The sequence below is a fragment of the Aquabacterium sp. UBA2148 genome (assembly GCF_002328915.1).
Taxonomy (GTDB): Bacteria; Pseudomonadota; Gammaproteobacteria; order Burkholderiales; family Burkholderiaceae_C; genus Aquabacterium; species Aquabacterium parvum.
The window spans coordinates 3,875-7,198 of the sequence record NZ_DCXA01000073.1; the positions used below are offsets into that span (position 1 = coordinate 3,875).

Consider the following 3,324-nt stretch of genomic DNA (forward strand, 5'->3'; position numbering starts at 1 on the left):
GGCCCACGCCGGCGGCGTGGGCGCGCGCGATCACCTCTTCGCGATCGGGATCGAACTCGGGGGCATCGAGGTGGCAGTGCGTGTCGACCCAGAAACCCTGCGCCTCACCCAGCGAATCTCTCGGGCTGGTGGGGCGAGCTGCGGCGTCCATCGGGCCGGCCTCGGGATGTCAGTCTTCGAAGCGCCCGCCGACCAGGCGGCGCATGCGGCTGCAACGCGTCGCCAGTTCGGTGTCGTGCGTGACCATGACCAGGGCGGTGCCCTGCGATGCAGCCAGATCGAGCATGAGCTGAAAGACAGTGCCCGCCGTGTGGCGATCAAGGTTGCCGGTGGGCTCGTCGGCCAGCACGCAGGCCGGCTGGGTGACCAGGGCTCGGGCCACGGCCACGCGCTGGCGCTCGCCGCCCGACAGCTCGGCCGGGCGATGCCCCACGCGGTTGAGCAGGCCAACGCGGTCGAGCCAGCCTCGGGCCTGCTCGCGCGCCTGCTCGATGGGCATGCGGCGGATCAGCAGAGGCATGGCCACGTTGTCCAGCGCCGTGAACTCGGGCAGCAGGTGGTGGAACTGGTAGATGAAGCCCAGGTGCTGGTTGCGCCAGGCGCCCTGCTCGGTGGCATTGAGCTGAGACAGGTCGCGGCCAGCCAGGTGCACGCGGCCGCGCGTGGGTGCATCAAGCCCGCCCAGCAGGTGCAGCAGCGTGCTCTTGCCTGAGCCTGAGGCGCCCACGATGGCCAGGGTTTCGCCTCGGGCGACTTCGAGGTCCACGCCGTCGAGCACGGTCACGTCCAGCGAGCCCTCGCTGAAGCGGCGCACCAGGCCGGTGGCCTGCAGGATGAGTTCGTTCGCTTGGGTCATGCGCGCTCAGATGTTGAGGAACCAGGCGATCAGGTTCTTGGCCAGGAAGCCCAGCAGCCCGAAACCCAGCACCAGAAAGAGCACGAAGGTGCCGAATTTGCCTGCCTTGGACTCGCGCGCCAGCTGCACGATGATGAAGGCCATGTACAGCATGAAGCCGCCCACGCCAACCGTGAGCCCGAACTGAGCAATCTGCTCTTCAGTGAATCCGTCCATCTCAAACCGTTTCCCGGACCACCAGATCACGGTAGGCATGCCAGGTGGCATGACCCAGGATCGGCATCACCAGAATCAATCCAAACATCAAGGTGCCCAGGCCCAGCAGGCACAGCGACATCACGATCGCTCCCCACAGGCTCATGCAGATCGGGTTCGCCATGACGGCACGCCAGCTCGTGAGCACGGCCTGGCCAACACCGACCTGGCGGTCCAGCAACAGCGGCAGCGCGACGACGCTGGAGGCAAAAACCGGCGCGGCCATCAAGCCCCCGACCACCAGCCAGAGCTCGAAGAAGCCCGGGTCAGGCGCCAGCACGACGCGCATCAGGAAGTCCTCTGGCGTGGTCACCGCAGGCTTGACGCCCAGGGTGATGAGCGCCGCCGAGGTGATGACCCAGCCGGTGCCCAGGGCCGTGAGCAGCACGCCAAAACGCACCAGGCGCCCATCGAGCGAAGACCACACCTGCCAAACCGTGCGCAAACCGACGTCTTCGCCCTTGAGCAGGCCCCGGCTGACCGCGTAAAGCCCGGTTGACAGGATGGGCGCCACGAGCAGGAAGCCCGACAAGGCACCTGCCAGCACCCAGAAACGGTCCCAGGCCACGTAGAGCAAAGCCCCACCGAAAGCCCCCATGGCCAGGCCATGCAGCAGGCCCACCAAGGGCGCGTTCATGAAGTCGCTGAACCCGCGGCTCAACCACAGGAAGGTGCGCCAGGAATGCACCTTGCGCACCCGCAGCGGACGGTGGAAGGACGCGCGTTTGTCATTCATATCGGAGGGCCTCGGCGGGTTGCACGCGGCTGGCGCGCCAGCTCGGGTAGAGCGTCGCAACCAGGGACAGGACCAGGGAGATGATGCCGATGGGGACGATGTCGGCGGCCTGCGGATCGGACGGCATCTTGCTGATGAGGTAGATGCTGCCTGGCAGGAAGTTCACGCCCAGCAGGCGCTCGATGGCCGGCACGATGACGTCGATGTTGAAAGCCACCAGCAGCCCCAGGCCCAGGCCGCCGATGGTGCCCAGCACGCCGGACATGGCGCCTTGCACCATGAAGATGCCCATGATGGAGCGTGGGCTGGCACCCAGGGTGCGCAGGATGGCGATGTCGGCCTGCTTGTCGGTCACGGTCATCACCAGGGTGGAGACCAGGTTGAAGGCGGCCACGGCCACGATGAGCGTCAAGATGATGAACATCATGCGCTTTTCGACCTGCACGGCGTCGAACCAGTTGCGGTTGGTGCGCGTCCAGTCGCGCACGGCGATGCCGGGCCCGAGCTTGTCGGCCAGCTCGGCCGCCACCACGCGGGCCTGCTGGGCGTCCTTGAGCTTGAGCTGCACGCCCACCGGGCCACCCGTGCGGAACAGCCGCGCCGCGTCGTCGATGTGCATCAGCACGAGGCCGTTGTCGTACTCGTAGTGGCCGGCGCTGAAAATGCCCTCGACCGTGACCTGCTTGACGCGCGGCGTGATGCCGGCCGGCGTCACCTGTCCGCTGGGCGCCACCAGGGTGAGCGCATCGCCCTCGCGCACGCCCAACTGCAGCGCCATCTCGTGGCCGATGATCACCCCCCACTCGCCCGGTTTCAGGCGCGCGAACGTGTCCTTCATGCTGGCCGCCAGCGGCGTGACCGACACCTCTGCCTGCGGGTCGATGCCGCGCACGATGGCGCCACGCATGTCCTCGCCGCGTGCGATCAAGGCCTGGGCGGGCACAAAGGGCGCCGCCCCGACGACCGCCGGATGCTGCCTGGCCTGGTCGGCCAGCACGTGCCAGTCGGGCAGGCCGATGCCCGAGGTGTCGTGCAGCTCGACGTGCGCGATCACCGACAGCATGCGGTCACGCACCTCTTTCTGGAAACCGTTCATCACCGACAGCACGATGATGAGGGCCGCCACGCCCAGGGCAATGCCCAGCACGGACACCCCGGAGATGAAGGAAATGAAACCGTTGCGTCGGGTGGAACGGCTGGCCCGCGTGTAGCGCCAACCCACCCGCCATTCGTAAGGCAAATTCATGGTGGGGGGAGTGTACTCACTCGATAATCACGCCCATGCCCTTTGCCCCCGGTTCTGCCCCCGATCCCGCCGCCCACAACCCCCCCCGACACTGGGTGATCCCCTTCGCGGCCAGCCTGTCCGAGCCCTGCCAGCACGCCCTGACGCGCCTGAAGGACGCCACCGCCCTGCCCCGCCTGAGCGAGCTGCTGGGCAGGCTGCAGCCCGTGGCCCGGCTCGAAGGCGACGAAT

General features: G+C 67.6%; 5 protein-coding genes and 1 pseudogene. 1 reads left to right on the top strand and 5 read right to left on the bottom strand.

Features of this window, described 5'->3' with window-relative positions; translation table 11 throughout:
- The 5 genes from B2W70_RS03955 to B2W70_RS03975 all read right to left on the bottom strand — a co-directional run.
- A partial coding sequence (locus B2W70_RS03955; protein ID WP_286743084.1) for a TatD family hydrolase occupies window positions 1–151 on the bottom strand: 151 nt, incomplete at its 3' end.
- Window positions 152–169: 18 nt separating this feature from the next.
- A complete protein-coding gene (lolD, locus tag B2W70_RS03960) occupies window positions 170–856 on the bottom strand; it encodes a lipoprotein-releasing ABC transporter ATP-binding protein LolD (RefSeq protein ID WP_286743074.1) in 687 nt (228 codons plus the stop codon).
- Window positions 857–862: 6 nt separating this feature from the next.
- Window positions 863–1,072 (bottom strand): DUF2788 domain-containing protein, encoded by a 210-nt coding sequence (locus B2W70_RS03965; RefSeq protein WP_058086096.1) that lies wholly within the window; start codon window positions 1,070–1,072, stop codon window positions 863–865.
- Window position 1,073: 1 nt separating this feature from the next.
- Window positions 1,074–1,847: a DUF2189 domain-containing protein gene (locus B2W70_RS03970; protein WP_137842494.1), complete on the bottom strand. Its 774-nt coding sequence runs from the start codon at window positions 1,845–1,847 to the stop codon at window positions 1,074–1,076.
- A complete protein-coding gene (locus tag B2W70_RS03975; RefSeq protein WP_286743079.1) occupies window positions 1,840–3,093 on the bottom strand; it encodes a lipoprotein-releasing ABC transporter permease subunit in 1,254 nt (417 codons plus the stop codon). Before B2W70_RS03975 ends, B2W70_RS03970 begins: the two co-directional genes overlap by 8 nt.
- Window positions 3,094–3,128: 35 nt before the next feature.
- On the opposite strand from B2W70_RS03975, the pseudogene B2W70_RS03980 reads away from it, so the two are divergent.
- Window positions 3,129–3,324, top strand: a pseudogene (locus B2W70_RS03980) (hypothetical protein); the annotation flags it as partial.

Coding starts and splice junctions, on each gene's coding strand:
- B2W70_RS03970 (WP_137842494.1), bottom strand. CDS start 1,847: ATGAATGACAAACGCGCGTCCTTCCACCGTCCGCTGCGGGTGCGCAAG.
- lolD (WP_286743074.1), bottom strand. CDS start 856: ATGACCCAAGCGAACGAACTCATCCTGCAGGCCACCGGCCTGGTGCGC.
- B2W70_RS03965 (WP_058086096.1), bottom strand. CDS start 1,072: ATGGACGGATTCACTGAAGAGCAGATTGCTCAGTTCGGGCTCACGGTT.
- B2W70_RS03975 (WP_286743079.1), bottom strand. CDS start 3,093: ATGAATTTGCCTTACGAATGGCGGGTGGGTTGGCGCTACACGCGGGCC.